The organism is Sphingobium anseongense (assembly GCF_037725245.1).
Taxonomy (GTDB): domain Bacteria; phylum Pseudomonadota; class Alphaproteobacteria; order Sphingomonadales; family Sphingomonadaceae; genus Sphingobium.
Map to the genome: position 1 here is coordinate 22,424 of NZ_JBBJUL010000001.1, position 24,709 is coordinate 47,132.

The 24,709-nt window shown below is 63.9% G+C and carries 27 protein-coding genes; all 27 read right to left on the bottom strand.

What is annotated here, in order from left to right:
* Positions 1-47: 47 nt before the first annotated feature.
* The gene (gene alr, locus WG908_RS00110; protein ID WP_340184522.1) at positions 48-1,094 is read right to left on the bottom strand and encodes an alanine racemase; all 1,047 of its coding nucleotides are present in this window, start codon (positions 1,092-1,094) and stop codon (positions 48-50) included.
* Between the two features lie 25 nt (positions 1,095-1,119).
* Complete coding sequence (locus WG908_RS00115; protein WP_340184523.1) at positions 1,120-2,709, bottom strand: MFS transporter; 1,590 nt, start codon at positions 2,707-2,709, stop codon at positions 1,120-1,122.
* Between the two features lie 87 nt (positions 2,710-2,796).
* The gene (locus WG908_RS00120; RefSeq protein WP_340184524.1) at positions 2,797-3,063 is read right to left on the bottom strand and encodes a DUF1467 family protein; all 267 of its coding nucleotides are present in this window, start codon (positions 3,061-3,063) and stop codon (positions 2,797-2,799) included.
* A 12-nt stretch (positions 3,064-3,075) separates the two neighbouring features.
* Positions 3,076-4,713 (bottom strand): ribonuclease J, encoded by a 1,638-nt coding sequence (locus WG908_RS00125; RefSeq protein WP_340184525.1) that lies wholly within the window; start codon positions 4,711-4,713, stop codon positions 3,076-3,078.
* Complete coding sequence (locus WG908_RS00130; RefSeq protein WP_340184526.1) at positions 4,713-5,492, bottom strand: type III pantothenate kinase; 780 nt, start codon at positions 5,490-5,492, stop codon at positions 4,713-4,715. The genes WG908_RS00125 and WG908_RS00130 overlap by 1 nt, the downstream gene beginning before the upstream one ends.
* Before the next feature lie 20 nt (positions 5,493-5,512).
* Positions 5,513-6,211 (bottom strand): biotin--[acetyl-CoA-carboxylase] ligase, encoded by a 699-nt coding sequence (locus WG908_RS00135; RefSeq protein WP_340184954.1) that lies wholly within the window; start codon positions 6,209-6,211, stop codon positions 5,513-5,515.
* Between the two features lie 5 nt (positions 6,212-6,216).
* Entirely contained in the window at positions 6,217-7,653 is a 1,437-nt protein-coding gene (gene nuoN / locus WG908_RS00140) for an NADH-quinone oxidoreductase subunit NuoN (protein ID WP_340184527.1), read from the bottom strand.
* Entirely contained in the window at positions 7,653-9,203 is a 1,551-nt protein-coding gene (locus WG908_RS00145) for an NADH-quinone oxidoreductase subunit M (RefSeq protein WP_340184528.1), read from the bottom strand. Before WG908_RS00145 ends, nuoN begins: the two co-directional genes overlap by 1 nt.
* A complete protein-coding gene (gene nuoL, locus WG908_RS00150; protein ID WP_340184529.1) occupies positions 9,203-11,278 on the bottom strand; it encodes an NADH-quinone oxidoreductase subunit L in 2,076 nt (691 codons plus the stop codon). The genes WG908_RS00145 and nuoL overlap by 1 nt, the downstream gene beginning before the upstream one ends.
* A gap of 10 nt (positions 11,279-11,288) precedes the next feature.
* On the bottom strand, positions 11,289-11,594 hold the full coding sequence (gene nuoK / locus WG908_RS00155; protein ID WP_340184530.1) for an NADH-quinone oxidoreductase subunit NuoK: 306 nt from the start codon (positions 11,592-11,594) through the stop codon (positions 11,289-11,291).
* Between the two features lie 166 nt (positions 11,595-11,760).
* Positions 11,761-12,372, bottom strand: coding sequence for an NADH-quinone oxidoreductase subunit J (locus WG908_RS00160; protein ID WP_340184531.1), 612 nt, complete (start codon positions 12,370-12,372; stop codon positions 11,761-11,763).
* Positions 12,373-12,508: 136 nt separating this feature from the next.
* Positions 12,509-12,994, bottom strand: a complete 486-nt coding sequence (gene nuoI / locus WG908_RS00165; RefSeq protein ID WP_340184532.1) for an NADH-quinone oxidoreductase subunit NuoI — start codon at positions 12,992-12,994, stop codon at positions 12,509-12,511.
* Complete coding sequence (gene nuoH, locus WG908_RS00170; RefSeq protein WP_340184533.1) at positions 12,991-14,040, bottom strand: NADH-quinone oxidoreductase subunit NuoH; 1,050 nt, start codon at positions 14,038-14,040, stop codon at positions 12,991-12,993. Before nuoH ends, nuoI begins: the two co-directional genes overlap by 4 nt.
* Positions 14,041-14,197: 157 nt before the next feature.
* Complete coding sequence (nuoG, locus tag WG908_RS00175; RefSeq protein ID WP_340184534.1) at positions 14,198-16,228, bottom strand: NADH-quinone oxidoreductase subunit NuoG; 2,031 nt, start codon at positions 16,226-16,228, stop codon at positions 14,198-14,200.
* On the bottom strand, positions 16,228-16,389 hold the full coding sequence (locus WG908_RS00180; RefSeq protein ID WP_340184535.1) for a hypothetical protein: 162 nt from the start codon (positions 16,387-16,389) through the stop codon (positions 16,228-16,230). The genes nuoG and WG908_RS00180 overlap by 1 nt, the downstream gene beginning before the upstream one ends.
* A 4-nt stretch (positions 16,390-16,393) precedes the next feature.
* On the bottom strand, positions 16,394-17,731 hold the full coding sequence (gene nuoF / locus WG908_RS00185; protein ID WP_340184536.1) for an NADH-quinone oxidoreductase subunit NuoF: 1,338 nt from the start codon (positions 17,729-17,731) through the stop codon (positions 16,394-16,396).
* Positions 17,731-17,880 carry a hypothetical protein gene (locus WG908_RS00190; protein WP_340184537.1) on the bottom strand — a complete coding sequence of 50 codons (150 nt, stop codon included), beginning with the start codon at positions 17,878-17,880 and terminating at the stop codon, positions 17,731-17,733. The genes nuoF and WG908_RS00190 overlap by 1 nt, the downstream gene beginning before the upstream one ends.
* 199 nt (positions 17,881-18,079) lie before the next feature.
* Positions 18,080-18,748: an NADH-quinone oxidoreductase subunit NuoE gene (gene nuoE, locus WG908_RS00195; RefSeq protein ID WP_340184538.1), complete on the bottom strand. Its 669-nt coding sequence runs from the start codon at positions 18,746-18,748 to the stop codon at positions 18,080-18,082.
* Positions 18,748-19,179 carry a hypothetical protein gene (locus WG908_RS00200; protein WP_340184539.1) on the bottom strand — a complete coding sequence of 144 codons (432 nt, stop codon included), beginning with the start codon at positions 19,177-19,179 and terminating at the stop codon, positions 18,748-18,750. The genes nuoE and WG908_RS00200 overlap by 1 nt, the downstream gene beginning before the upstream one ends.
* Complete coding sequence (locus WG908_RS00205; RefSeq protein ID WP_340184540.1) at positions 19,176-20,411, bottom strand: NADH-quinone oxidoreductase subunit D; 1,236 nt, start codon at positions 20,409-20,411, stop codon at positions 19,176-19,178. Before WG908_RS00205 ends, WG908_RS00200 begins: the two co-directional genes overlap by 4 nt.
* The gene (locus WG908_RS00210; RefSeq protein ID WP_340184541.1) at positions 20,411-21,214 is read right to left on the bottom strand and encodes an NADH-quinone oxidoreductase subunit C; all 804 of its coding nucleotides are present in this window, start codon (positions 21,212-21,214) and stop codon (positions 20,411-20,413) included. Before WG908_RS00210 ends, WG908_RS00205 begins: the two co-directional genes overlap by 1 nt.
* Position 21,215: 1 nt before the next feature.
* Positions 21,216-21,770 (bottom strand): NuoB/complex I 20 kDa subunit family protein, encoded by a 555-nt coding sequence (locus tag WG908_RS00215; RefSeq protein ID WP_340184542.1) that lies wholly within the window; start codon positions 21,768-21,770, stop codon positions 21,216-21,218.
* Entirely contained in the window at positions 21,761-22,135 is a 375-nt protein-coding gene (locus WG908_RS00220) for an NADH-quinone oxidoreductase subunit A (RefSeq protein WP_340184543.1), read from the bottom strand. The genes WG908_RS00215 and WG908_RS00220 overlap by 10 nt, the downstream gene beginning before the upstream one ends.
* Positions 22,136-22,244: 109 nt before the next feature.
* Entirely contained in the window at positions 22,245-23,057 is an 813-nt protein-coding gene (locus WG908_RS00225; RefSeq protein WP_340184544.1) for an inositol monophosphatase family protein, read from the bottom strand.
* Between the two features lie 42 nt (positions 23,058-23,099).
* Positions 23,100-23,492, bottom strand: coding sequence for a hypothetical protein (locus WG908_RS00230; RefSeq protein ID WP_340184545.1), 393 nt, complete (start codon positions 23,490-23,492; stop codon positions 23,100-23,102).
* Positions 23,489-24,055 carry an elongation factor P gene (gene efp / locus WG908_RS00235; RefSeq protein ID WP_340184546.1) on the bottom strand — a complete coding sequence of 189 codons (567 nt, stop codon included), beginning with the start codon at positions 24,053-24,055 and terminating at the stop codon, positions 23,489-23,491. Before efp ends, WG908_RS00230 begins: the two co-directional genes overlap by 4 nt.
* 87 nt (positions 24,056-24,142) lie before the next feature.
* A complete protein-coding gene (locus WG908_RS00240) occupies positions 24,143-24,709 on the bottom strand; it encodes a M23 family metallopeptidase (protein ID WP_340184547.1) in 567 nt (188 codons plus the stop codon).

Consider the following 24,709-nt stretch of genomic DNA (forward strand, 5'->3'; position numbering starts at 1 on the left):
GCTTGCCGCCTCCCTGCTGCAATGTGGCGCGTTTCAAATATGCCGCGTCAGGCCCAGCTGCGATCGAACCGCGCGCCCAGCCCGGTCACCAGCTCATATTGCGACAGGCCCGAAGCCGCTGATGCTTGCGGCAACCGATAGTCGATCGTCAGCCAGTCCCCCTCCGCGATGTCCGGCTGCGCGCTCACATCGATCGCGATCAGGTCCATCGACACGCGCCCCACCACCGGCAGGAGCGCCCCGTCCGCTCTCACCGCGCCGCGCCCGGAAAACCCGCGCAGATAGCCATCGGCATAGCCCAGGTTCAGTATCGCGACGTCCATGTCGCCAAGCGCCAGGTGCGTGGCGTTATAGCCGATGCTGTCGCCCGCCGGCACCCGGCGGCGCTGAAGCACCTGCGCTTGCGGGAATACCACTTGCATAATGTGCCCCGTCGCCTCGCCGCGCGGTATTCCGCCGTACAGGGCCAGGCCCGGCCGGGTGAGGTCAAACGCATAATGCTGGCCCAGACAGATGCCGGCGCTGTTGGCGAGGCTGGCGCGACGCGCGGGCACGGCCTGGCACAGGGTCGCAAATCGGTCGCGCTGCCGCGCGCTGAGCGCTGCGTCCTCGTCGGCCGACGCGAGATGGCTCATCAGCGTCTCGATCGTCAGCCCCTGCGCCTGTTCAGCGACATTCCCGCGCCAGTCCAGGCCCAGCCGGTTCATGCCGGTGTCGATCATCACATCGCACGCGCCGCCCCCCGCTTTCCGCCAGCGCCCGACCTGATCCGGCGTATTGAGCACCGGCCGCGCGCGCGATGCCAGCGCGACGCCCATGTCTTCCGCCCGCACGCCGTGCAGGACGGATAGCGACACGCCATCGTCGAGCAGGGATTCCAGCGCCGCTGCCTCCGCCCAGTTCGACACGAAGAAGTCGCGGCATCCCCCCCGCATCAGCCGCCGCATCACCTCGACCGCGCCCAGGCCATAGCCGTCCGCCTTGATCGCGGCGCCGCACGCGGCACCGCCGCTGCGCGCCGCCAGCCAGCGCCAGTTGGATAGCAGCGCGTCGCCATCAAGGCGCAGGCGCAGCGGAGCGATGAAATCGGTCATGCCCTCGCCGATAGCCCGCTGTGCATCAGGCGTCGAGAGAGCGCCCGCGCGTTTCGGGCAATCCGATCAGGCAGGTGACCAGCGCGGCGGCAACGATCGCCAGCGTGTACCACAGGCCCGAATAGGGATCGCCGGTACGCGCGACGATATACTGGCTGACCAGCGGCAGGAAACCGCCGAAATAGCCGGTGCCGATATGATAGGGGATCGACAGCGAGCTATAGCGGATGCGCGCGGGAAAATATTCCGACAACAGGGCCGCGACCGGGCCATAGGTCGCCCCCGACAAGCCCCACAGCAACAGCAGCGCGCCGAACAGCGCCATCGCGCGCGGCCAGTCGGGCGACACCGCGCCGAAATCATAGCCCGCCTGGGTGAGCGCCGTATCGATGCCCGGTGCGCTGAGGTCGCTTACCGGCTGTCCGGCGATGCTGACGGCCGGGGTCGGGCCATGCTGTTTTTCATAGGGAATGCCGCGCTTGGAAAACTGGTCGAGCAGCTTGCCGCAAGCGGTCGGCTGCACCTTGGCAAAGGGATCGAAACTGCAATCGGGTCCGCTCACCACCACCGGCGCGCGCTTTGCCGCTTCGCTCAGCGCCGGGTTGGCGGTGGTCCCCATGAACTGGAACAGCGGCATCAGCAGCAGCAGCACCAGCGCATAGCCGATGATGATCGGCTTGCGGCGTCCGATCCGGTCGGACAGCCAGCCAAAGAAGATGAACGCCGCCAGCCCCGCAAAGGCGCTGCCGCCGACCAGCAGTTGCGCGATACCCTGCGAAACGCGCAGGCCGTTCTGGAGGAAATAAAGCGCCTGGAACATCACGGTATAGGCGATCACGGTAAAGCCCGCCGCGATGCCGACCATCGCCACCAGCATCCGCCGTTTGTTCCCCGGATAGGTGAAGGCTTCCTTGATCGGGTTCCTGGCCTGGGTGCCCGCCTTCTTCATCGCCAGGAATACCGGGCTTTCGCGCAGCATCAGCCGCATCCACAGCGAAATGCCCAACAACGCGAGCGAGAAAATGAACGGCAGGCGCCAGCCCCAGGATTGCCAGACTTCCGCGCCCACGATCCACTGCGTGCCGACGACGACGACCAGCGAGAGGATGAAGCCGCCGATCACGCCCGCCTGGATGAAGCTGGTGTAAAAGCCGCGCTTGTTGGCAGGCGCATGTTCCGCGACATAGATGGCCGCTCCGCCATATTCGCCGCCCAGCGCCAGCCCCTGCGCGATCCGCAGCAGGATGAGGATGATCGGCGCGGCGATGCCGATGCTGGCGGCGGACGGCGTCAGGCCCACGCCCGCCGTCGCCACGCCCATCAGGACGATGGTGGCAAGGAAGGTATATTTGCGGCCCAGCCGATCGCCCAGATAGCCGAACAGGACAGCGCCCAGCGGACGGAAGCCAAAGCCTATGGCGAAACCCGCCAACGAATAGAGCAGTTCGACCGTGGGGTTGTCGGTGGGAAAGAAGGTCCGGCCGATGATCGGCGCCAGCACCCCGTAGATATAGAAATCATACCATTCGAACACGGTGCCCAGCGCCGAGGCGGTAATGACCAGCCTGTCGCGCTTCGCATCCATCACATAGCCGCTGTCGACCGCCTCGCTCATCCCGTCATCCCCCGCGCCCTTTGGACTCCCGACCTTTAGACGAGCGGAGGATTGAGACAAGCGGCCCGCAACCCGATCTTCCGGGTCTTAATCCGCCGACCTGTGGACGAAGCGGTCGAGCGTGACCCATCCTTCGACATAGTTGGCGTAATAGAGCCCGAACAACAGCGCCGACAGGATCGTCGCGCGCAGCGCCACCGTGGCGGGGCGGAAATTGCTCGGCGCGCTGTCGGCCTGCCCCTTCACCAGCGTTTCCCCGGTTTCATCCGGGGTACGAATGCCAAAGGGCAGCATGATGAAGGCGCTGATCACCCAGAACAGCACATAGATGGCGAAGATGGCGTACCAGTTCATGTCCCGCCCCGATTAGGCCTGAATGAGCAGCACGTCCACCACCGGCTTCTTGCCGGTCCAGCGCGTCGCCGTCCGCCGCACCGCCAGCCGCACGCGCTCGCGCAGGGCATCGGCTTCCGCCGATCCCTTGGGCACCACCGCCGCCGCTTCCCGCGCCGCTTCGGCCAGGAAGCTGTCCTTGTCCTCCTCCACCGGCACGCCCTGCGTGCGCAGCGTCGGATGCCCGACCAGCCGTCCCTTGCCGTCGATCGCCACGGCGATGCTGATCTGGCCGTGCAGGGCCAGCTTGCGCCGCTCGTTCATCGTCTGCCCGTCGGCGGGCAGGATGACATCGCCGTCCAGCACCAATCGTCCCGATTCCTGATGGCCGATGATTTCGGGCTTGCCGGGGGCGAGCCGCAGCAGGTCGCCGTTGGATTGCACAACCGCGTTCGGCACGCCGTTCGCCAGCCCCAGCCGCGCCTGTTCGGCCATGTGCCGACGCTCGCCATGAACCGGCAGCAAGATCTGCGGCCTGATCCAGCGATACATCGCTTCCAGTTCCGGTCGCCCCGGATGGCCCGACACATGGACTTCGGCCTGACGGTCGGTGACCATGATCACGCCCGAATGGGCCAGCGCATTCTGGATGCGGCCGATCGCGATCTCGTTGCCGGGGATCTGCTTGGAGGAAAAGACGACCATGTCGCCCTCGCTCAGCTTGATCGGATGGCTGTCGAATGCGATCCGCGCGAGCGCGGCGCGCGCTTCGCCCTGCCCGCCGGTGGCCAGGATCATCACGTCGCGACGGGGCAGCCGCATGGCGGCATCCCAGTCGACCGTCGGCGGGAAATCCTTGAGATAGCCCGCCGCCTTGGCGGCGCCGATGATCCGGTCGAGCGAACGCCCGGCAACGCACAATGTCCGTCCGGTCGCGTTGGCGACTTCGCCCAGCGTCTGGAGCCGCGCGGCGTTGGACGCAAAGGTCGTCACGAGCACACGCCCCTCCGCGCTTTCCACCGTCTGCATCAACCCGGTGCGAACGTCGCCTTCGGACCCGCTGGCCTGATCGTTGAAGACATTGGTGCTGTCGCACACCAGCGCCAGCACGCCCTGGTCGCCCACGGCGGTCAGTTCTTCGGGGGTCGAAGGCACGCCCAGCAACGGCCGTTCGTCCAGCTTCCAGTCGCCGGTGTGAAAGATGCGCCCGTGCGGCGTTTCGATCAGCAGCGCATTGCCTTCGGGGATCGAGTGCGCCAGCGGCATGTAGCGGAAGCCGAACGGACCGAGTTCGAAGCTGCCCTCATTCTCGATGACATGCAGCTTGACCTCCTTGGCCAGCCCCTCTTCCTCCAGCTTCAGCCGGATGAGGCTGGCGGTGAAGGGCGTCGCATAGAGCGGCACGCCAAGGTCGGCGGCAAGATAGGGGATGGCGCCGATATGATCCTCATGCCCATGGGTCAGCACGATGCCGAGCAGGTCCTTGCGCCGCTCCTCGATGAATGTGAGGTCGGGCAGGATCAGGTCCACGCCCGGATAATTGGGATCGGCAAAGGTCAGGCCCAGGTCGACCATCACCCATTTGCCCTGGCAACCGTACAGATTGACGTTCATGCCGATCTCGCCCGACCCGCCAAGGGCCAGGAAGAGCAGCTCATCCTTGGGTTTCATTATGCTTGTCTACTCCGTTCGTGCATCAGCGCGAGGCCCTGAACCGTCAGGTCCGGCGCGATCGCATCGAAAATATCGCTGTTGTCGTTGAAGAGGACCGCCAGGCCCCCCGTCGAAATTACCTTGGTCGGCCGGCCGATTTCGCTTCGCATCCGCGCGACCAGCCCCTCCATCATCGCCACATAGCCCCAGAACACACCGATCTGCATCTGCGCCTCGGTCGTCCGTCCGATCACCGATCGGCTTTCGGGCGGGGCGATCGCGATCTTGGGCAGCTTCGCCGCCGCCGCGACCAGCGCATCGAGCGACAGGTTGATTCCCGGAGCGATGATGCCGCCCTTGTAGGTGCCGTTATAGTCGACCACGTCGAAGGTCGTCGCCGTCCCGAAATCGATGACGATCAGGTCGCAGGCATAAAGATGGTGCGCCGCAATGGCGTTTACAACCCGGTCGGCGCCCACCGATGCCGGTTCGGCCACGTCCAGCTCGATACCCCATTCGACCGGCGCCTGCCCCGCGACCAGCGCCGGGCACTTGAAATATTTGTCCGCCAGCACCTGAAGATTATGCAGCGCGCGCGGCACCACCGTGGCGATAATGACGGCATCGACATCCTTGAGGCCATAGCCCTCCAGCATCAGCAACTGGTTGAGCCAGACCGCATATTCATCCGCCGTGCGGCGCGGATCGGTCGCGATCCGCCAGCGCGCGCGGATATCCCGCCCTTCGAGCAGCGCGAATACGACATTGGTGTTGCCCGCATCGATGGCGAGTAGCATGGCCGGCCCGTCCCCTGGCGTCAGATCAGAAAGATATCGGCGGCATGAATGGCACGCGCGTCACCATTCGCCAAGCGCAGGATCAGCGTTCCGTCGCCGTTCAGCGTCACGAACTGCCCTTCCACCACGTCCCCGTCGGGCAAAACCGCGCGCAGCGGCTGGCCTGCGGGGTGGGCGTTGATCAGCCAGTGGGTGCGCACCGGTTCGATCCCGTGCGCCCGCCATACCGCCAGCCAGTGCGCGAAAATCTCCGCAAGCCGCTCGGCCAGCGCCGGCGCGCTCGCCTCCGCCGCGCCCTGCGCCCACAGACTCGTCACCGGCCGGTCAAGCCCCTGGGGGTAACCGGTCACATTGACGCCGATGCCGATCACCACCGCGTCGCCTTCCCGCTCCAGCAGGATGCCGGCGATCTTTGCGCCGTCGACGAGGACGTCGTTGGGCCATTTGATCCGCGCCTGCCCGGCGCAGAGCGGGGCGACCAGAGCATGGACCGCCACCGCCGCGACCAGCGCCAGCGTGTGCGCCGGCGGATCGCCGGGGCGCACGCGCACCAGCGTCGAACAGTGAAGATTACCCTCGGGGCTTTCCCAGGCCCGCCCCATGCGACCGCGACCGCCGGTCTGGCGCGCCGCCCGCAACCAGCGTCCTTCGGGCACGCCCTGCCCGGCCAGCGCCAGCATGTCGGCGTTGGTGGAGCCGGTCTCGGCGACGAAATCTATATGGCTCAGAACAGCGACGCCGCTGCCGCCGCGCTCGCCCGGTCGAGAACCGGGTTGAGCAGGTAGCCGATCACGATCACCACCGCGCAGGCAGTCAATATGCCGTTTTCGATCATGCCGCCGCGCGCTTCATAGGCGGCTGTCGGTTCGTCGAAATAGATCGTCTTGATGATCTTGAGATAATAGAAGGCGCCGATCACCGACGCGGCGATACCGAAGGCGGCCAGCGCCGTCAGGTTCGCGCCGACCGCCGCCTCGAACACCAGGAACTTGGCCCAGAAGCCGAACAGCGGCGGTATGCCGGCCATCGAGAACATGAAGATCGCAAAGGCAGCCGCCAGCCCCTTGCGCGACTGCGACAGGCCGGCGAGGCTGGCGATGGTTTCGACCGGCTTGCCGTCGGCATCGCGCATCTGGAGGATGCAGGCAAAGGCGCCGATGGTCATCAGCACATAGATCGCCATGTAGCTCATCGTCGCGGCAACCCCGGCGGGCGTGCCGCAGGCGAGGCCGATCAGCGCGAAGCCGACATTGTTGATCGACGAATAGGCCATCAGCCGCTTGATATTGGTCTGGCCGATGGCGGCGACCCCGCCGAACAGGATCGACGCGAGCGCGACGAAGATCATGATCTGCTGCCAGGCCAGGCCCGCCGGCCCCAGCGCCTCGATGGCGACGCGCACCAGCAGGCCGATCGCCGCGACCTTGGGCGCGCTCGCGAAAAAGGCCGTGACCGGGGTGGGCGCGCCTTCATAGACGTCGGGCGTCCACATATGGAACGGCACCGCGCTGACCTTGAACGCCAGGCCCGACAGAATGAATACAAGGCCGAACAGCTCGCCGTTGGACAGGCCGTCGCCGATGGCGATGGCGATGCCGTCAAAGCCGGTGCTGCCGGTAAAGCCGTAGAGCAGCGATATGCCGTACAGCAGGATGCCGCTCGCCAGCGACCCCAGCACGAAATATTTGAGGCCCGCCTCGGACGAGCGCTCGTCCTGCCGCATGAAGCTCGCCAGCACATAGGCGGCAAGGCTGTTCATCTCCAACCCGACATAGAGCGTCAGCATGTCGCCCGCAGACACCATCATGCCCATGCCGATGGTCGCAAAGAGGATCAGGATCGGATATTCGGCGCGTTCCGCTCCGTCGGTCGAAAAGAAGCGCGGCGCGAGCAGGATGGATGCGCCGGCGGCGGCGTAGATCAGCGCCTTGGCGAACACCGAAAAGGCGTCGGCGCGGTACAGGCCGTCAAAGGCGTCGGGGCCATGGGCCAGCGAACAGGCAAGCGCCGCTCCGGCGCCCGCGAGCGTCGCCACCGACAGCAGGTTGACGGCCCGGATCGCGCGATCGCCGGCATAGGCGGCTACCATCAGCAGGATGAGGCCGCCAACGGTGAGCACCAGTTCGGGCATCACCGCCAGAAGGGAGACGGAATCGATCATCAGTGCGCTCCCCCGTGCGCTTCCATTTCATGCGTCGCCTCGCCCGCGGGCCTGGGCGCACCCATCGTGATATGCGAATCCCCGGCCGGCACGGTCGGCGCCAGGCGCGCCTCCAGCGCGCGGATGTCGGCGCGCATGGGGGCAAGGAAACTTTCGGGATAGACACCCATCCACAGCACCGCAGCGGCGATCGGCGCGAGCAGCCACAATTCCCGCACCGACAGGTCGGGCATCGCGGCGGCATCGGCGTTGACCTGTTCGCCGTAACAGATGCGGCGATAGAGATAGAGCATATAGGCCGCGCCCAGGATGATGCCCGTGGTGCAGACCAGCGCCACCCAGCTCGACGCCTGATAGATGCCCATCAGCGCCAGGAATTCGCCGACGAAGTTCGACGTGCCGGGCAGGCCGACCGACGCCATGGTGAACAGCAGGAACAGCACCGCATAGCGCGGCATGTTGATCGAAAGGCCGCCATAACGGCTGATCTCGCGGGTATGCAGGCGGTCATAGATGACGCCCACGCACAGGAACAGCGCGCCCGACACCAGGCCATGGCCCAGCATGACCATCATCGCGCCCTCGATCCCCGCCTGGTTGAAGGCGAACAGGCCGACCGTGACGATCGCCATATGCGCGACCGAGGAATAGGCGATCAGCTTCTTCATGTCCGACTGCACAAGCGCCACGAGGCTGGTGTAGACGACCGCGACCATCGACAGGCCCCATATCAGCCAGGCCAGCTGCGCCGAGGCGTCGGGGAACATCGGCAGCGAAAAGCGGATGAAGCCATAGCCGCCCATCTTGAGCAGCACGCCCGCCAGGATCACCGAGCCTGCGGTCGGCGCCTGCACATGCGCGTCGGGCAGCCATGTGTGGACCGGCCACATCGGCATCTTGACCGCAAAGCTGGCGAAGAAGGCAAGGAACAGCAGCGTCTGGACCTTCGGATCGAAATCATAGGCCATCAGCACCGGTATCTGCGTCGTGCCCGCTTCATGCACCATCCACATCATCGCGATCAGCATCAGCACCGATCCGAGCAGCGTGTAGAGGAAGAATTTATAGCTGGCGTAGATGCGGTCAGCGCCGCCCCATATGCCGATGATCAGGTACATCGGGATCAGGCCGGCTTCGAACATGATGTAAAAGAGGTAAAGGTCCTGCGCGGTGAAGACGCCGATCATCAGCACCTCCATGAACAGGAACGCCGCCATATATTCGCCGACCCGCTTGTTGATCGCGTTCCAGCTGGCGCCGATGCAGATCGGCATCAGGAACACGGTCAGCACGATCAGCATCAGCGCGATGCCGTCGATCCCCAAAGCCCAGGCGAAACGGCCAAAGATCGGCGCATATTCCTGAAATTGCCATTGCAGCGCGTCGGGCGACTGGTCGAACCCGGCCCACAGGACGATGCCGAGGGCAAGGTCGATCAGGGTCGCGGCCAGCGCGATCCATCGCGCCGCGCTGGCGTTCGAAAACAGGCACGCGATCGCGCCTGCCATCGGCACCGCCATCATCAGCGAAAGAAGGGGTAAACCGCCCATTATCGTGTCATCGCCCAGGTTGCGGCCGCGGCGAGCCCGATCAGCATCACCAGCGCGTAGGTGTAGAGATAGCCAGATTGCAGCCGGCGCGTGACCCGCCCGCCCTGCACCACCAGCGCGGCGAGGCCGTTGGGGCCGAAACGGTCGATGAAGCCGACGTCGCCGAACGTCCAGAAGAAGCGGCCGATCGCAAAGGCAGGCTTGACGAAGATGACGTTATACAGCTCGTCGAAATACCATTTGTTGAGCAGCAACTGGTACAGCACGCCGAACTGGCCGACAAAGCGCTGCGGCCAGTCGGTATGGCGGATATAGCTCGCCCAGGCGATCAGCAAGCCGGTCAGCATCGCCGCGAAGGGCGAAAATTTCACCCAGGTCGGCACTTCGTGCGCGGCGTGCATCAGATGGCTGTCGAACGCCAGCGCGCCGCCCCAGAATTCGATGCCGCCTTCCGCGCCGATGAACTGGTCGTGGAACAGAAAGCCTGCAAATACCGCGCCCAGGCTCAGCACGATCAACGGCGTCAGCATCGTCCACGGGCTTTCATGCGGGTGGTAACCCCCGGTGCCTGTGGGCAGTGCATGCGCGTCGGTCTCGTGCCCGTGCGGATCGTGCCCCGCATCTTCCTGCGCGGGTGCGTTGTCATGGGCATGGGCATGGGCATGGTCATGCGCGTCGTGCAGCGCGTGCTGGATATGCTCCGATGCTGCCCAGCGGGCTTTGCCAAAGAAGGTCAGGAACACCAGCCGCCAGCTGTAGAAGCTGGTCAGCAGCGCCGCGAATATACCGACCAGGAACGCGCCGGTGCCCGCCCCGCCCGCGGCAAAGGCGCTCTCCAGGATCGCGTCCTTGGAATAGAAGCCGGCAAAGCCAAAACCGGCGAGCGGCAGGCCGACGCCGGTGATCGCCAGCGTGCCCAGCGTCATCGTCCAGAAGGTGACCGGGATTTCCTTACGCAGCGCGCCATAATAGCGCATGTCCTGTTCATGGTGCATCGCATGGATCACCGATCCCGCGCCCAGGAACAGCAGCGCCTTGAAAAAGGCGTGGGTGAACAAATGGAACATCGCCGCGCCATAGGCGCCCACGCCCGCCGCGAAGAACATATAGCCAAGCTGCGAACAGGTCGAATAGGCGATCACCCGCTTGATGTCGTTCTGGACCGTGCCCACCGTCGCCGCGAACAGGCAGGTCGCAGCGCCGATGAAGGTCACAAAGCCCAGCGCGGTGGGTGAGGTTTCGAACATCGGCGACAGGCGGCACACCATGAAGACCCCGGCCGTGACCATGGTCGCCGCGTGGATCAGCGCCGACACCGGCGTCGGGCCTTCCATCGCGTCGGGCAGCCAGGTGTGCAGGCCAAGCTGCGCCGACTTGCCCATCGCGCCGATGAACAGCAGCAGGCACAGCACGGTCATCGTGTCGAAACGATGCCCCAGGAAGCCGATGGTCGACCCGGCCATGGATGGCGCGGCGGCCAGGATTTCAGGGATCGAGATGGTGTCGAATACCAGATAGGTGCCAAAGATGCCGAGCATGAAGCCCAGGTCGCCGACGCGGTTGACGACGAACGCCTTGATCGCCGCCGCGTTGGCCGACGGCTTGCGAAACCAGAAACCGATCAGCAGGTAGGAGGCAAGGCCCACCCCTTCCCAGCCGAAGAACATCTGGAGCAGGTTGTTGGCCGTCACCAGCATCAGCATCGCGAAGGTGAACAGCGACAGATAGGCGAAGAAGCGCGGCTGATCCGGGTCCTCCTCCATATAGCCCCAGCTGTAGAGATGAACGAGGCTCGACACGCTGGTGATGACCACCAGCATGACCGCCGTCATCGCGTCCACCCGCAATGCCCATTGCGCGTCGAAGCTGCCCGACTGGATCCAGGTGAACATCGGCGCGACCGTCGCTTCGCCATGGCCGGTGAGGAAGCCGATGAAGATCGGCCAGCTCATCGCGCAAGATGCGAACAGCGCGCCGGTAGTGACGATTTTCGCCGGCAGATTGCCCAGCACCTTGTTGCCAAGCCCGGCGATGATGGCCGCAAGGAGCGGGAGGAGGACGATAAGCTGGATCATGGTCTCAGGTTCAGCCCTTCATCCGGTTGACATCGTCGACGGCGATGGTGCCGCGACCACGGAAATAGATAACGAGGATGGCCAGGCCGATCGCCGCCTCGCCGGCCGCAACGGTCAGCACGAACATGCTGAACACCTGCCCCGCCAGATCGCCCAGGAAGGCGCTGAAGGCGACGAAGTTGATGTTGACGCTCAGCAGGATCAGTTCGATCGCCATCAGGATGATGATGATGTTCTTGCGGTTGATGAAGATGCCCAGCACCCCCATCACGAACAGGATGGCGCTGACCACCATATAATGTTGCAGGCCGATCATGACCAATCCTCCCCGGCACGGGGAGGGTCGAAACGAGTCACGTGCCTCGTTTCGACAGCGAAGCTGGTGGAGGGGGCTATCGACTGGACGCTGCGGTTGGGGAGAGCCCCCTCCGTCAGGCCTTCGGCCTGCCACCTCCCCGTGTCGGGGAGGATCTTAAAGATACTCACAGCTCCACCCCCTGCCCGACCGGCTGATTGACGTTGTGGACAGCATCCTGCGGACGACGACGATTCTGCCTGGCGATATTCTGGCCCTTCACCCCGCCCCGCGCCCGATGCGTCAGGACGATCGCGCCGATCATCGCCACCAGCAGGATCACGCCCGCCGCTTCGAACAGGAAGATGTAGCGGGTGTAAAGCAGCGTCCCGATGGCCTTGATGTTCGATATCTGGGGATCGATCGGCGCAGCGCGCTGGGCAAGCTCCACCGGCCCGACGCTCCAGATGCCGATCCCCAATATGATTTCAGCGAGCAGCACCAGCGCGATCAGCATCCCGAACGGCAGATAGCTGACGAAACCGGCGCGCAGTTCGGCGAAATCGATGTCGAGCATCATGACGACGAACAGGAACAACACCGCGACCGCGCCGACATAGACGATGACCAGCAGCATCGCGATGAACTCCGCGCCCAGCAACACCATCAGACCAGCCGCGTTGAAGAACGCCAGGATCAGCCACAGCACCGAATGAACCGGATTGCGCGACAATATGGTCAGCGCGCCGCTGCACACGACCAGCGTCGCGAACAGGTAAAAGGCTAGGACGTGGATCACAGAATGGCCCCCGGAAACCGTTCGGGCCGAGCGAAGTCGAAGCCTTCCACTGAACGAAGTGAAGTGACTTCGCTGCGCTCAGTCGAACCCTTCGACAGGCTCAGGGCGAACGGGTTTGAGTTAGACACGGCGCCCATTATCGATAGGGCGCATCGGCGGCAAGGTTCGCGGCGATGGCGCGTTCCCACTTGTCACCATTTTCAAGCAGCTTGGCCTTGTCGTAGATCAACTCCTCGCGCGTTTCGGTCGCGAACTCGAAATTCGGCCCTTCCACGACTGCGTCCACCGGGCAGGCCTCCTGGCAGAAGCCGCAATAGATGCACTTGGTCATGTCGATGTCGTAGCGCGTGGTGCGGCGGCTGCCATCCTCGCGCGGCTGCGCCTCGATGGTGATCGCCTGCGCCGGACACACCGCCTCGCACAGCTTGCACGCAATGCAGCGTTCCTCGCCATTGGGATAGCGACGCAGCGCATGTTCGCCCCGGAACCGCGGGCTGATCGGGTTCTTCTCGTAAGGGTAGTTGATCGTCGCCTTGGGCTTGAAAAAATATTTCAAGGTCAGCCAGTGCGCCTTCACGAACTCCCAGAGGGTGAAGGATTTGATGTAGTAAGCGAGGCTCATTGTGCGCCTCCATAGCGCGTCAGCATGAGGAAGCCCGAGACCAGGAATACGAAGAAGAGCGAGGTTGGCAGGAAGATTTTCCAGCCCAGCCGCATCAACTGGTCATAACGGTAGCGGGGCACGGTCGCCTTCACCCAGGAAAAGACGAAGAAGAAGAACAGGATCTTGGCGAACAGCCAGAGGATGCCCGGCACATAATAGAGCGGCGCCCAGTCCACCGGCGGCAGATAGCCGCCCCAGAACAAGATCGCGTTCAATGCGCACATCAGGATCACGTTGGCATATTCGCCCAGCCAATAGAGCGCGAAGGCCATGGACGAATATTCGGTCTGGTAGCCCGCGACCAGCTCGCTTTCCGCTTCGGTCAGATCGAAGGGCGCGCGCGCGGTTTCGGCCATGGCGGAAATCAGGAACATGATCGCCATCGGGAAGAGCAGCGGGTTGAACCCGTTGCCGTTCAGAAAGCCATAATAGCCCTTCTGGCTCTCCACGATCGCGGTCAGGTTGAAGCTGCCCGCCCACAGCACGACGCAGATCAGGATGAAGCCGATCGAGACTTCATAGCTGATCATCTGCGCCGACGCGCGGATCGCGGAGTAGAAAGGATATTTGGAGTTGGACGCCCAGCCCGCCAGCACGATGCCGTACACGCCGAGCGACGAGACGGCGAGGATGTAGAGCAGGCCCACATTGATGTCCGCCAGCACCACGCCGACATCGAACGGCACCACCGCCCATGCGATCAGCGCCACGGTGAAGGTGATGATCGGCGCGATCAGGAACAGCACGCGGTTGGCGGCCGAGGGAATGATGGTTTCCTGAAGGAATACCTTGAGGCCATCGGCGAACGACTGGAGCAGGCCGAACGGCCCGACCACGTTCGGCCCGCGCCGCAGCGCCATCGCCGCCCAGATCTTGCGATCGGCATAGATGATCATCGCGACGGCCAGCATCAGCGGCAGCGCGATCACGAGGATGCCGATGATCGTCGAAAGGAACCAGGCGAGGTCGAAGGACGCGCCGAAGGACTGGAAGAAAGCGGTCACGTAAAACTCCTCCCCGCTTGCGGGGAGGTGGCGCCCGCGCAGCGGGTGACGGAGGGGGCGTGCCCCATCCAGCCACCGCGGTTCGGGAGGCCAGCCCCCTCCACCATCCTGCGGATGGTCCCCCTCCCCGTACCGGGGAGGATTTTATGTTGCAGCATCACTCCGCCGCCTCCGCGAATTCCGCGCCATGGACCAGTTCGGCCGAGCATTGCTGCATCGTCGGGCTGGCGCGGCAGATGGCGTTGGTCAGGTAAAAATCCTTGATCGGCGAAGCCAGCTCGCCGCTCGCGCCGGTCGGCAGCTTGGGCACGGACCAGCCATAATCGGCCAGCCCCTCGACGCCCAGTGCAGGCACCGCCTTGGCCATCTCCGCACGCAAGGCATCGAATGTGTCGAACGGCAGCGTCGCACCCATCACTTCGGACAGAGCGCGCAGGATCGACCAGTCCTCGCGCGCGTCGCCCGGCGCGAACACGGCCTTTTCACCGCGCTGCACCCGGCCTTCCAGATTGACATAGGTGCCTGCCTTTTCGGCATAGCTCGCGCCCGGCAGGATCACGTCCGCCGCATGCGCGCCCTTGTCGCCATGATGGCCGACATAGACTTTGAAGCTGTCGGGAAAAGCCGCATAATCCACTTCGTCCGCGCCCAGCGCAAACAGCAGCTTGGGTTTCGCCGCAGCCACCGCCTTGATGCCACCGTCGGTCGCATAGCCGAGCATCAACCCGCCCATCCGCGCCGCCGCGAAATGCAGCACATTATAGCCGTTCCAGCCCTGTCCTGAGCCTGTCGAAGCGGCGTCCTTGATCAGGCCCAGCGTCTCGACCAGCGCCAGCGTATCGCCATGCGCGCCGTCCTTGGCCAGCACGCCGCCGCCCACGATCATCGCGGGCCGCGCGGCCTTGCCAAAGGCTTCCACCACCGCATCCGGCAGCTTGGCCAGCAGCGCCGCATCATTGCCCAGCCATTCGACCTTGTAGGTCAGGTCAAATTCGGGGCCTATGCCGAAAACCCTGGCGCCCTTCTTGATCGCCTTGCGCAGCCGCGTATTCACCAGCGGCGCTTCCCAGCGCACATTGCTGCCGACCAGCAGGATGGCATCCGCCTTTTCGATGCCGTTCAGCGTCGTGTTGAAATTGACCGCCGACAGGCTCGACACATCATATTGAAGCCCGGTCTGACGCCCTTCCAACATCGTCCCGCCCAGCTTTTCGACCAGCAGCTTGGCCGCGAACATCGTCTCGCAATCGAGCAGGTCGCCGGCCACCGCCGCGACCGACCCGCCATGCGGGACCGCCGCGATCGCCGCGAAAGCCTCCGCCCAGGTCGCCGGGACCAGCTTGCCGTCCTTGCGGACGAACGGCTTGTCGAGCCGCTTGCGCACCAGGCCGTCGACATTGTGCCGGCTCTTGTCCGACGCCCATTCCTCGTTCACGTCGTCATTGATGCGCGGCAGCGCGCGCAGCACCTGACGGCCACGGCTGTCGAGGCGGATGTTGGTGCCAACCGCATCCATCACGTCGATCGCATGGGTCTTTTTCAGCTCCCAAGGCCGCGCCTCGAACGCATAGGGCTTGGCCGTCAGCGCGCCCACCGGGCACAGGTCGACCACATTGCCCGACAGCTCGCTCTTGGCGGCATGTTCGAGATAGGTGGTGATCTGCATATTTTCGCCGCGATAGATCGCGCCGATTTCCGGCACGCCCGCGACTTCCTCGGCAAAGCGCACGCAGCGGGTGCACTGGATGCAGCGGGTCATCACCGTCTTGACGACCGGCCCCATATATTTTTCGGTGACGGCGCGCTTGTTCTCGTCATAGCGCGACGCGCCCCGGCCATAGGCGACCGACTGGTCTTGCAAGTCGCATTCGCCGCCTTGGTCGCAAATCGGGCAGTCGAGCGGATGGTTGATGAGCAGAAACTCCATCACCCCCTCTCGCGCCTTTTTCACCATCGCGCTGTCGGTGCGGATCGTCTGCCCCTCGGCGGCGGGCAGCGCACAGCTCGCCTGCGGCTTGGGCGGCCCCGGCGCCACCTCGACCAGGCACATGCGGCAATTGCCCGCGATGCTCAGCCGCTCATGATAGCAGAAACGCGGGATTTCCTTCCCCGCCAGTTCGCAGGCCTGAAGAACCGTCGCCCCGGCCGGGACTTCCAGTTCTACGCCGTCTACTTTGACTTTAGGCATTAGAGACTACCCCACAGCCAAATGATGCTGCCAATGATTGCGAAGAAAAGCGCGAAGGCGAGCGTGACGAAACAGCCGAGGCGATGCCACCTCCGGTCACGTTCTTCCTTTGGCGGGATGAGCAGGCCGAAAACGTCGAGCACTGCGAAGATAAGATCCATTCGATCACTCCGCTGCCTCCATGACGGGGGCGCTACCCTTGTTCTCGTTGATCCGGCGCTCGATTTCCGGGCGGAAGTGCCGGATCAGGCCCTGGATCGGCCAGGCGGCCGCGTCGCCGAGCGCGCAGATGGTGTGGCCTTCGACCTGCTTCGTCACCTGATGGAGCATGTCGATCTCGCTCAGATCCGCCTCGCCGGTGCGCAAACGCTCCATCACGCGCCACATCCAGCCGGTGCCTTCACGGCATGGCGTGCACTGGCCGCAGCTTTCATGCTTGTAGAAATAGCTGAGGCGCGAAATGGCGCGGACGATGTCGGTGGACTTGTCCATGACGATGACGGCGGCGGTGCCGAGGCCCGACCCAAGCGCCTTGAGGCCATCGAAATCCATCGGCGCGTCCATGATCTCGCGCGCGGGAACCAAAGGCACCGACGACCCGCCGGGGATCACTGCGAGCAGATTGTCCCAGCCGCCGCGAATGCCGCCGCAATGCCGGTCGATCAGCTCACGGAACGGGATGCCCATCGCCTCCTCGACGACGCAGGGCTTGTTCACATGGCCGCTGATCTGGAACAGCTTGGTGCCGACATTACCGGGGCGACCGATGCCCGCGAACCATTCCGGCCCGCGCCGCAGGATCGTCGGGGCGACCGCGATGCTCTCGACATTGTTGACAGTGGTCGGGCAGCCATAAAGCCCTGCGCCCGCCGGGAACGGGGGTTTCAGGCGCGGCTGGCCCTTCTTGCCCTCCAGGCTTTCGATCTGCGCGGTTTCCTCGCCGCAGATATAGGCGCCCGCGCCGCGATGGACGAACACGTCGAAATCATAGCCCGAACCGCAGGCATTCTTGCCGATAAAGCCCTTGGCATAGGCCTGCTCGACCGCCGCGAACAGCACCTTGGCTTCGTAGATGAACTCGCCGCGAATATAGATATAGGCCGCGCGCGCGCGCATCGCGAAGCCCGCGACCAGCGCGCCTTCGATCAGCTTGTGCGGATCGTGGCGGATGATCTCGCGGTCCTTGCACGAACCCGGCTCGGATTCGTCGGCGTTGATCACCAGGAAGCTCGGACGCCCGTCCTTGCTTTCCTTGGGCATGAAGCTCCACTTCATGCCGGTCGGGAAGCCCGCGCCGCCGCGACCGCGCAATCCGCTCGTCTTCATCTTCTCGATGATCGCGTCCTGGCCGATGTCCAGCAGCGCCTTGCTATTGTCCCAGTCGCCACGCTTCATGGCGGCGTCGATGCCCCAGTCCTGATAGCCATGGACGTTGGTGAAGATGCGGTCCTTGTCGGCCAGCGGGCCGACGAAGGGCGCCGGGGTTGCGGCAGCGTCGGCCATCAGCGGCCCTTTCCGATCAGTTTTTCAGCGATGAAATAGGCGCCGACGGCCAGCCCCAGCCCGATGACGAGGCCCAGCACCGCCCCGATAATCTTGAGCGCGATCACGAAGATGATGAGGCCCAGGATGATGGCGATGAGCGCGCTCATGCGGCGGCGCTCCCCATCAACCCACACCCGTCATGCTGAACTTGTTTCAGCATCCATCGTGGTTCAGGCGCAGTTTTGGCCCCCGAGGCGGTACGCAAGCCGAAAACGCGATCCTCTTGTGCCATCGCAAGCGAAGGCGCGTGGGGCGAAATGGATCCTGAAACAAGTTCAGGATGACGGAGGAAGAGAGAATGGCGATTCACGCCCACGCCCCCCGATAATCATGGTTTTCCGTGACCATCTCTTTGAGCGTCGTCGGTCCACCCTCGGGCGCGCTCGTCTGGCGATCAATCTGCGGCCCGATCTTGGGTTGCCCACCCGCCGCCAGCGTTTCCAGCACCGCGCTCATGCTGTCATAGGTCAGGTCTTCGAAATTATCGTCGTTGATCTGCACCATGGGAGCATTGGCGCAGGCGCCCAGACACTCGACTTCGGTCAGCGTGAACAGGCCATCAGGCGTGGTCGCGCCCTTCACCAGCCCCTTGTTCTTGCACGCGGCGAACACATCGTCGGAGCCGCGCAGCATGCAGGGCGTCGTGCCGCACACCTGCACATGATAGCGGCCGACCGGCGCGAGGTTGTACATGGTGTAGAAGGTCGCGACTTCATACACACGCATGTACGGCATTTCGAGCTGGTCGGCGATATACTCCATCACCGGCACGGGCAGCCACCCTTGCGTCTGCGTCTCCGCCCCCACCTGCCGTTGCGCCAGGTCGAGCAGCGGCATCACGGCGGACTGCTGCCGGCCGGCGGGATAGCGCGCGATGATGGTTTTCACCTGCGCGGCATTCTCCGCCGTCCACGCAAAAGCGCCCCAGCGCGCGCGGGTTTCGGCCTCATCGGGAATATGGGGTGCGTCAGCCATTAGAAGATAAACTCATGCCAATTACTAATCTTGACCAAACGGGCACCCGAGAAATGGAATTTCCGGTCCAATCCTCGGTCACAACAGGGGCATTGCCATTTGGCAGCAACAATAGACTCGTATCCTTCGATTGATAATAATCTACATTCTTCGCGGCCACCGGGAATATCTGCATGAACGCTACCCGGAATATCTGTAATTTTGGCTTTACGCTGCTTTCGGTCTTCTGCAACGCCGTACTCATACGCCGCAAGGGGGACAGCTTTGAGTTCTTCTGTATCCCCGCGATCTACAGCGCGTATCAAGCTCAGGACTCTATTGGAATTTGGACCTGAAACCAATTTGGGATAAGCGTGAGTGCTCCACCAGTAATATCCGGTTCCTGCCGAAATGATCAGGGCAATCAGACCTAGGAAAGCAAGTCGCTTCACCGGTCACACTCCCCGAACACGATGTCCATCGAGCCAAGCACCGCCGTGACGTCGGCCAGCATATGGCCCTTCATCATGAAATCCATCGCCTGCAAATGACTGAACGCGGTCGGGCGGATCTTGCAGCGATAGGGTTTGTTGCTGCCATCCGCGACCAGATAGACGCCGAATTCGCCCTTGGGGCTTTCGGTCGCGACATAGACTTCACCCGCAGGCACATGGAAGCCCTCGGTATAAAGCTTGAAATGATGGATGAGCGCCTCCATCGACCGCTTCATCTCGCCACGCTTGGGCGGCACGACCTTGCGGTCGAAGCTCGCGATCGGGCCTTCGGGCATGTCGTTCAGGCACTGTTTCATGATCCGCACCGACTGGCGGACCTCCTCCACGCGCACCATGAAGCGATCATAGCAGTCATATTGGGTGCCGACCGGCACGTCGAAATCGACCCGGTCATAGATATCGTAGGGCTGCGCCTTGCGAATATCCCAGGCAATACCGGAGCCGCGCAGCATCGGGCCGGAAAAGCCCCATTTCAGCGCATCTTCCTTGCTGACGATCGCAATATCAACATTGCGCTGCTTGAAGATGCGGTTGTCGGCGACAAGGCTGATCGCATCCTCGAACAGGCGCGGCAGGCGCGTGTCGAGCCAGTCGGCGATATCGGTGAGGAGCTTGAGCGGCACATCCTGATGCACGCCGCCCGGCCGGAAATAGGCGCTGTGCATCCGCGCGCCGGACGCGCGCTCGAAGAAATTGAGGCAATCCTCGCGAATTTCGAACAGCCACAGGTTCGGCGTCATCGCGCCCACGTCCATGACGTGCGAACCCAGGTTGAGCATATGATTGCAGATGCGCGTCAGCTCCGCGAAGAACACGCGCAGATATTGCGCGCGCAGCGGCACCTCCAGGTTCAGCAGCTTCTCGATGGCCAGCACATAGCTATGCTCCATGCCGAGCGGCGAGCAATAGTCGAGCCGGTCGAAATAGGGCAGAGCCTGGAGATAGGTCTTGTACTCGATCAGCTTCTCGGTGCCGCGATGCAGCAGCCCGATATGCGGATCGCACCGCTCGACGATCTCGCCTTCCAGCTCCATGACGAGGCGAAGGACGCCGTGCGCGGCCGGATGCTGCGGGCCGAAATTGATCGTGTAATTCTGGATTTCCGTGTCGCCATAGGTCGGATCGGCGGCGTCGACATGGTGGTCCAGCTTTTCGAGATAATCGGACATTATGCCTTGTCCTCCGGCTTGGCGGCGCCCTTGCCTTCATCCGTCGCAGACGCGGGCTTTGCGGGCGCGTCCGCCGACTTGACCTGCGCCGCCGTGTTCGCCGCTTCGCCAGCGCCGGTGTCGGCCTTCTTCTCGGTCGTCTTGGGCGTGGAGGCAGCGGGCGCTGCGGGCGTCGGCACGCCGGGCGCTTCGCCCTTGGCCTTCTCGTCACCCGGCAGGATATATTCCGCGCCTTCCCAGGGCGACATGAAGTCGAAGCTGCGGAAGTCCTGCGCCAGCTTCACCGGCTCATAAACGACGCGCTTGTCCTCTTCGGAATAGCGCAGCTCGACATAGCCGGTCAGCGGGAAATCCTTGCGCTGCGGATGCCCCTTGAAGCCGTAATCGGTCAGGATGCGGCGCAGGTCGGTATTGCCCTCGAACACCACGCCATACATGTCGAACACTTCACGCTCCAGCCAGCCCGCGACCGGCCAGATGTGCGTGACGGTCGGCACCGGCTTATCCTCGTCGGTCGACACCTTCACGCGGATGCGGTGGTTGCGCGTCACGCTCAGCAGATGATAGGCGACCTCGAATCGCTCGGCGCGTTCGGGATAATCGACGCCGGCGATCTCCATCAGCTGCTGATACTGCGCGCGGTCACGCAGCAGCGTCATCGCCTGCGGCAACGCGTCGCGCAGCACGGTGAAGCTCAGCTCGTCGGCATGATCGACCGTCTCGACCAGCATCGAACCGAGGATCGCCTCGATTTCCTGCGCGATGCCCTCGATGGTCGCGATTTTCGGTGCGGAATGGGTCATCTTAACGCTCGATCGTCCCGATCCGGCGGATCTTCCGCTGCAACTGCATCACGCCATAAAGCAACGCTTCGGCGGTCGGCGGGCAGCCCGGCACATAGATGTCGACGGGCACGATCCGGTCGCACCCGCGCACCACCGAATAGCTATAATGATAATAGCCGCCACCATTGGCGCACGATCCCATGGAGATCACATATTTGGGTTCCGACATCTGGTCGTAGACCTTGCGGAGCGCCGGCGCCATCTTGTTGCACAGCGTACCCGCGACGATCATCACGTCGCTCTGGCGCGGGGACGCGCGCGGCGCGGCGCCAAAACGCTCCATGTCGTAACGCGGCATGTTGACGTGGATCATCTCGACCGCGCAGCAGGCCAGGCCGAAGGTCATCCACCACAGCGATCCCGTCCGCGCCCAGGCGAACAGGTCTTCGGTGGACGTGACGAGGAAACCCTTGTCATTCACTTCGCCGTTCAGCGCATTGAAGAAGTCGGCATCTGGCTGGGTTCCCAGCGCCGGCAAGGTGCCGGGCGCGGGATTATAGAGTTCTACTCCCAATCGAGTGCTCCCTTCTTCCAGGCATAGACGAGGCCGAGCACCAGCTCCGCTATGAAGATCATCATCGTCGCCCATCCGGTCCAGCCGATCTGGTCCAGGCTGACGGCCCACGGGAACAGAAAGGCCGCTTCCAGGTCGAATATGATGAACAGGATCGCCACCAGGTAGAAGCGCACGTCGAACTGGCTGCGCGGCTCCTCGAAAGCAGGAAAGCCGCATTCATATTCGGACAGCTTGGCCGGATTGGGCTTGTGCGCGCCCGTCAGGCGCCCCACCAGCATGGGCAGGAAGACGAATGCGCTCGAAAGCAGCAAAGCCACCCCCAAAAACATCAGGATCGGCAGATATTGGGCAAGATCGACCAATGGTATCCCCTGGGCGAAAATGGGTGTGAGGGCGCTTTAGGCGCGCTGCATATGCGAAGCAAGGGGCGCAAACCGTGAGAATGATTCGCAAAAAGGCCTGGTCCTTCGCCTATCTCAGCGCGTTCGCCACCAGCTTGTGCAGCTTGCTGTGAATCGCGTCATTCCCGGCGATCACTTCGCGCCGCTCGATGGGCTGGTCGCCGCCGCGATAGTCGGTGACGAAACCGCCCGCCTCGCGCACCAGCAATATGCCCGCCGCCACGTCCCAGGGTTGCAGATCGCTTTCCCAGAATCCGTCATAGCGTCCCGATGCGACATGGGCGAGGTCGAGCGACGCCGCGCCGAACCGGCGAATGCCCGCGACCGAAGGCGCGACCGCGCCGAAGATGCGCGTCCATTGGGCAAAATCGCCATGACCCATGAACGGGATGCCGGTCGCGATCAGGCAGTCGGCCATGTCGCGCCGCGCCGACACCCGCAACCGCTGGTCGTGCCGCCACGCCCCCCGGCTCTTTTCCGCCCAATAGCTTTCGTCGGTGAACGGCTGATAGACCAGTCCCGTCGTGATGTCCTTCTTGCCGCCGTACAGCGGTTCTTCCACCGCGATGGAAATCGCGAAATGCGGGATGCCGTGCAGGAAGTTGCTGGTACCGTCGAGCGGATCGATGATCCAGCGCGGCTTGGTCGGGTCGCCGGCGATCTCGCCGCCTTCTTCCAGCAGGAAGCCCCAATCGGGCCGCGCCCGCTGCAACTCCTCGACCAGCGTCTTTTCGGCCTGCTTGTCGGCCTTGGACACGAAATCCGCCGGCCCCTTGCGGCTGACCTGCAAATGCTCGACCTCGCCGAAGTCGCGGCGCAGCTTGCCCCCCGCCTTGCGCGCGGCGCGTTCCATGACGGTCAATAGGCCGGAATGCGATACCATGAATTTTCTCCCTCCCCGCTTGGCCGGGGAGACTGATTGGGTTTATCGGCCCGGAGGCTGCGAGGGCGTTCCCGGCTTGGGGGCAGGCTTGGGCGCGGGCTGCGCGCTGCCGCCCGGACGCAAACCGCACACCCCGGCCATCACGGTGAGCACCTTGTTGGCGTCCTTGGGGTCCAGCTTGTTGCCGGCCAGCACCTTGGTGGTCGCTTCGCTGATCTTGCCGAACGGATTTTCGTACAGGCACACGAACAGGACGTTCTTGATCGGCTGGTCGACGTCCTTGGACTGGAGCGCGCTCAGCAGCACCTTAAGATGAAAGGCGGCGCTGTCGACCTGCGCCTTGGTCGGCACGGCCCGTTCAGCCGCCAGAGCGGCCCCGCCAAGCAGCAGCCCGGCCAGGCCGCTTGCGGCAATGAGCGCGCGCCGCCGGATCATCCGTCCGCGCGTTTCACATATTCGCGCGCATAGACGTCGACGACGATGCGCGTGCCGCTGACGATGTGGGGCGGCACCATGACGCGCACGCCATTGTCGAGGATCGCGGGCTTGTAGCTCGCCGACGCCGTCTGGCCCTTGACCACCGCGTCGGCCTCCACCACCGTCGCCTCGATGGTGTCGGGCAGCTGCACCGAAATCGGCCGCTCGTCATACATTTCCAGCGTCACTTCCATGCCGTCCTGCAGGAAGTCGGCGGCGTCGCCGATCAGGTCCTTGGCCAGGTTGATCTGCTCGTAATTTTCATTGTCCATGAAAACCAGCATGTCACCTTCGGCATAGAGATACTGGAAATCCTTGGTGTCGAGCCGGATGCGCTCGACGCTTTCGGCGGACCGGAAGCGGACGTTGTTCTTGCGGCCGTCGATCAGGTTCTTCAGCTCCACCTGCATATAGGCGCCTCCCTTGCCGGGCTGGGTGTGCTGAATCTTGACAGCGCGCCACAGGCCGCCCTCATATTCGATATTGTTGCCGGGACGAATGTCCACGCCGCTGATCTTCATGGGAAGAGCCTGCCTGTGAGTTTGAAGGTGAAAAGAGCCGGTGGCGGCCTCTACAACTCCCGGAGCATCAGGGCAAGGGGGGCGCGCTCATCGCGCGCGCGCCAGCAGCGGATAGGGGTTGATCGCGCGTCCGCCATGCCACGGCTCGCCCGGCGCCATGACATGCACCGCGAAATGCAGGTGCGGCCCGGCGGGGTCCGCGTTGCCGGTGCTGCCCACCGTGCCGATTTTCGCGCCACGGATCACCCTGCCGCCTTCGCGAAGGCCCGGCGCATAGCTGTCGAGATGGGCATAATAGTGAATCTGCCGCCCATCGTCGGTCCGGGCGTAGAGCGTTCGCCCGCCATCCTTGCTCCAGAAGATTTTTTCGATCCGCCCGCTGGCCGCGGCGCGCACCGCCCTGCCCCGCGCCGCCTTGATGTCGATTGCCGCATGCGACCGCGTCCCCGCGCCGCGCGCCTGGGTGAAGCTGTCGGTGAGCGCGGCGGCCGGCACTCCTTCCACCGGGATCAGCAGCGGCCCGGCGGCCACGGCGGTTGGCGCCGGCAAGGACGGTCCATCGGCGGGCAGGATGCGGACGCAAAAATGGGCGAAGGCGACACTTAGCATCAGGGCGAGAATGATCCACGACCAGCGGCGGATGCGGGCGGGCAT